This is a genomic window from Klebsiella sp. CN_Kp066 (genome assembly GCF_040065135.1).
Classification (GTDB): Bacteria; Pseudomonadota; Gammaproteobacteria; order Enterobacterales; family Enterobacteriaceae; genus Klebsiella; species Klebsiella oxytoca.
In genome coordinates, this window is sequence record NZ_JBEAIU010000009.1 from 1 (window position 1) to 4,001 (window position 4,001).

Here is a 4,001-nt window from a genome sequence, read left to right on the forward strand (position 1 = left end):
CTGGGGACCTCACCCTTACCAAGGGTGCGCTCTACCAACTGAGCCATATCAGCACGTTTGGAGCGGGCAGCGGGAATCGAACCCGCATCATCAGCTTGGAAGGCTGAGGTAATAGCCATTATACGATGCCCGCATCCTGAAACTCGGCTACCCAGTTCTTTCTATAACAAAAAAAAGAGAAGCGTCTCTTTTTCTGTTTGAGCTGACCAGTTTAACCAATCAACTCTGGCTCCGCAAAGCGTTGCCGAAAGATGGTGGTGGGGGAAGGATTCGAACCTTCGAAGTCGATGACGGCAGATTTACAGTCTGCTCCCTTTGGCCGCTCGGGAACCCCACCAGGCACTTGATGGTGCCGACTACCGGAATCGAACTGGTGACCTACTGATTACAAGTCAGTTGCTCTACCTACTGAGCTAAGTCGGCATCAAGTAGCGCGCATTCTAGGGAGACCTGCGAGTTCATGCAACTAAAAAATTGCAGAAAATGTTCTATTGCTCACATTTTGTGCTCTGACGAGAAAAAATGGTGTAATTTCAAACAGAGCAGCACAAAAATACGCCAACCTTCTCCATAGAAACGATCGTCGAAGAGAGCAAAATCCTCTTCCAAACCGCTAAAGCGGCATCGATACATCGCAACCCGGTCACAATATTCACTGAATGAGCCGGATGCTTCTACTGAGAACTTTATATGCCCTTGCTAAACCATTCATCTCTGTGATGCTACCTTTAGAAAGCATCATTCAATGAGTTTTTTTCTTATTATTCCTCGCAATCTGGTGTTACCCTCCTGCCCATTGTCCTGATTAACTAGTGTGAAGCACTCCGCCTTCATGTCCTTCGGCGGTTGCAAGAGCATGCTTATGAGCCTAAAAGAGCAAACGTTAATGACACCGTATCTACAATTTAACCGCGACCAATGGGCTGCACTTCGTGATTCCGTTCCGATGACGCTAACAGAAGAAGAAATCACGCGGTTAAAAGGCATCAACGAAGATCTTTCCCTGGAAGAAGTAGCGGAAATTTATTTGCCGCTGTCGCGTTTACTCAATTTCTATATCAGCTCCAATTTGCGCCGACAGGCTGTACTGGAACAATTCCTGGGCACCAACGGGCAACGCATTCCGTACATCATTAGCATTGCGGGTAGCGTGGCCGTCGGGAAAAGCACCACCGCGCGCGTACTCCAGGCTTTACTTAGCCGCTGGCCTGAACATCGTCACGTAGAATTGATTACTACGGATGGTTTTCTGCATCCTAACGCCGTACTGAAAGAGCGCGGCCTGATGAAGAAAAAAGGCTTCCCGCAGTCTTATGATATGCACCGCTTGGTTAAATTCGTCTCCGACCTGAAATCCGGAGTTCCTGACGCCACCGCGCCGGTCTATTCTCATCTGATTTATGACGTCATTCCTGATGGGGATAAAACCGTTACTCAGCCTGATATATTAATTCTTGAAGGATTAAATGTTCTGCAGAGCGGAATGGATTATCCTCACGATCCGCACCATGTATTTGTTTCGGACTTTGTGGATTTTTCAATTTATGTCGATGCGCCAGAAGAACTGCTTAAGACCTGGTATATCAACCGTTTTTTGAAATTTCGCGAAGGCGCATTTACCGACCCGGACTCCTATTTTCATAGCTATGCTCAGCTGTCTAAAGATGAAGCAATTAATGTTGCCACATCGCTCTGGAATGAGATTAATCTTCTGAATTTAAAAGAAAACATCCTACCGACACGCGAGCGAGCAAGCCTTATAATGACCAAAAGCGCAAACCACTCAGTTAATCAGGTGCGTTTAAGGAAATAAAGAAGGGAGCGTCAGCTCCCCTTCTTTTATTCCGCGCTTCGCAATGATATCTCACCGCCAATCCAGGGTTTTATTACCCCATCTTGCTCCAGTAATAATGCTCCTTGAGCATCAATGCCTCGAGAGATACCCACGACTTCTTTATCGCCAATAATAAGTTTAACCGGACGATTAATAAAGTTATCCAGCTTTTCCCAGCGGGTCAGATAGGGTGCTAAGCCTTCGTTCTCAAAAAGTTTAAACCCCGCCCGCAGCTCTTTAATTAGACAAGCTGCTAACGTATTACGATCGATAGTCATCCCCGCTTCCTGCAGGCTGATCCAGCCCTGATTGACAACGTCAGACTCAACGCGGCGCATCATTAAATTAATCCCTGCGCCGCTAACGATATGCGCTGCGTCGCCGGTTTTCCCCGTCAGCTCGACCAGGATCCCGGACAGTTTCCGGTCCTGCAAATAGAGGTCGTTCGGCCATTTTACCCGTACTTTATCCGCCCCCAGGCTTTGCAGCACTTCGGCAATCACGATCCCGATGACCAGGCTCAAACCAATGGCGGCGGCAGGGCCCTGCTCCAGTCGCCAGTACATTGATAGATAAAGATTAGATCCAAACGGAGAGAACCACTTACGCCCGCGGCGGCCGCGACCGGCCTGCTGATATTCAGCCACGCAGGCATCACCGGATTGCAGCTCACCGAGTCGGTCCATAAGATACTGGTTGGTGGAATCAATAACCGGTAGCACGGTGACCCGCCCGTGTTCAATCTGCCTGGCGATCTGCTCTTCATCCAGAAGCTGAATGGGCTCAGGTAAACTGTAGCCTTTACCCGGAACGGTGAAGACGTCAATTCCCCAGTCGCGTAACGTTTGAATGTGTTTGTTGATTGCGGCGCGGCTCATCCCTAAACGCTCACCAAGTTGTTCACCTGAATGGAATTCAGCGTCAGCTAATATGGATATCAGCGTCAGAGGGACGGTATAGTCTTTCATGCGATAGTCTCCTCGGCATTCACTTCGCCCGTTTCGCCAATAAAGCGCACTTCTGGTTGCAGCCAGATATCAAACTTTTCACCAACCTGCTGACGTACATAGTGTGCCAGCTTAACCACATCCTCACTGGTTGCTTGATTATCATTGATTAATACCAGTGCCTGCTGGCTGTGTACCGCTGCACCGCCAATCACTTTTCCTTTAAGCTGGCATTGATCGATAAGCCAGCCGGCGGCAAGCTTCATGCTGCCATCGGGCTGTGGATAGTGAGGGATGTTTGGATAGGCGGTCAGTAGCGCTTTAGCCTTCTCCGTGCTAACAACCGGGTTCTTAAAGAAGCTTCCCGCATTTCCATTCACTTTTGGATCGGGAAGTTTGGTCATGCGCATATGGCATACAGCATCAAATACCTGTTGGGGAGTGACGGTTTGCGGATCCAGCCGGGTTAAATCGCCATAGGTCAAAACGGGCTGCCATGCCTTTGGTAAGATCAAACCAACGGCTACGATGGCATAGCGGTCCTGATACTCATGCTTAAAAATGCTATCCCGATAGCCAAAGCGACACTCAGCAGCGGTGAGTCGTTGCTTCTGCCCGGTCGCCAGCTCAATACAATCGACGTACTGGCAAACCTTTTTTAACTCAAGGCCATAAGCTCCAATATTTTGAATCGGCGAGGAGCCGGCGCAGCCAGGAATTAAGGCCAGATTTTCCAGACCAGGCATTCCATTATTTAGCGCAAACTGTACCAGCTGATGCCAGTTTTCTCCCGCGCCCACGTGCAAATGCCAGGCGTCAGGTGTTTCACTCACTTCTATACCCATAATACGGTTGATAATCACCGTGCCGGAATAATCCTTCAGAAACAGGACGTTACTTCCTTCACCAAGGATAAGAGTTGGCTGGCGCTTTGCAACGGCATTCTGCCAGGCATCCAGTAGCTGTTTTTCAGTTTCGGCGCGTACAATCGCGCTGGCGGAACGGTCAAGACCGAAGGTATTCCAGGGCTTAAGTGAGTGGCTCATAGTGGCTTCCAGATGCAAAATCTGCATTAGTTTACCGTATATAGCGAGGGAAGGCTTGCCCGATCGTCGTGGGTTGACGAGAGACCATGGCGTTATCAGGAGGAATTGTTAAACCCCGGAAACGCAAAAAGCCCATCCGTCAGGATGGGCTCTTCACTTGTTTGATGCCTGGCA

At 49.2% G+C, this 4,001-nt stretch carries 3 protein-coding genes and 3 tRNA genes; 1 reads left to right on the forward strand and 5 read right to left on the reverse strand.

Translation table 11 applies throughout. From position 1 onward, the window contains the following. Window positions 1-58 precede the first annotated feature (58 nt). The 3 genes from ABLV75_RS02780 to ABLV75_RS02790 all read right to left on the reverse strand — a co-directional run bounded on the left by ABLV75_RS02780 (window position 59) and on the right by ABLV75_RS02790 (window position 423). Window positions 59-133, reverse strand: a tRNA-Gly gene (locus tag ABLV75_RS02780). A gap of 119 nt (window positions 134-252) precedes the next feature. Then, window positions 253-337: transfer RNA gene (locus ABLV75_RS02785), tRNA-Tyr, on the reverse strand. Between the two features lie 10 nt (window positions 338-347). Beyond that, window positions 348-423: transfer RNA gene (locus ABLV75_RS02790), tRNA-Thr, on the reverse strand. Window positions 424-862: 439 nt separating this feature from the next. On the opposite strand from ABLV75_RS02790, the gene coaA reads away from it, so the two are divergent. After that, complete coding sequence (gene coaA, locus ABLV75_RS02795; RefSeq protein WP_004109734.1) at window positions 863-1,813, forward strand: type I pantothenate kinase; 951 nt, start codon at window positions 863-865, stop codon at window positions 1,811-1,813. 26 nt (window positions 1,814-1,839) lie between these two features. Here the strand turns inward: coaA and birA are convergent, their stop codons facing one another. Together birA and murB are read right to left on the reverse strand one after the other, a co-directional pair. Further along, complete coding sequence (birA, locus tag ABLV75_RS02800; protein ID WP_004109737.1) at window positions 1,840-2,802, reverse strand: bifunctional biotin--[acetyl-CoA-carboxylase] ligase/biotin operon repressor BirA; 963 nt, start codon at window positions 2,800-2,802, stop codon at window positions 1,840-1,842. Continuing rightward, window positions 2,799-3,854, reverse strand: coding sequence for a UDP-N-acetylmuramate dehydrogenase (gene murB / locus ABLV75_RS02805; protein ID WP_259653295.1), 1,056 nt, complete (start codon window positions 3,852-3,854; stop codon window positions 2,799-2,801). The genes birA and murB overlap by 4 nt, the downstream gene beginning before the upstream one ends. Between the last annotated feature and the right edge of the window lie 147 nt (window positions 3,855-4,001).

Bases quoted from the DNA above. Each gene is read 5' to 3' on its own strand.
- murB (WP_259653295.1), bottom strand. From the start codon at position 3,854: ATGCAGATTTTGCATCTGGAAGCCACTATGAGCCACTCACTTAAGCCC.
- coaA (WP_004109734.1), top strand. From the start codon at position 863: ATGAGCCTAAAAGAGCAAACGTTAATGACACCGTATCTACAATTTAAC.
- birA (WP_004109737.1), bottom strand. From the start codon at position 2,802: ATGAAAGACTATACCGTCCCTCTGACGCTGATATCCATATTAGCTGAC.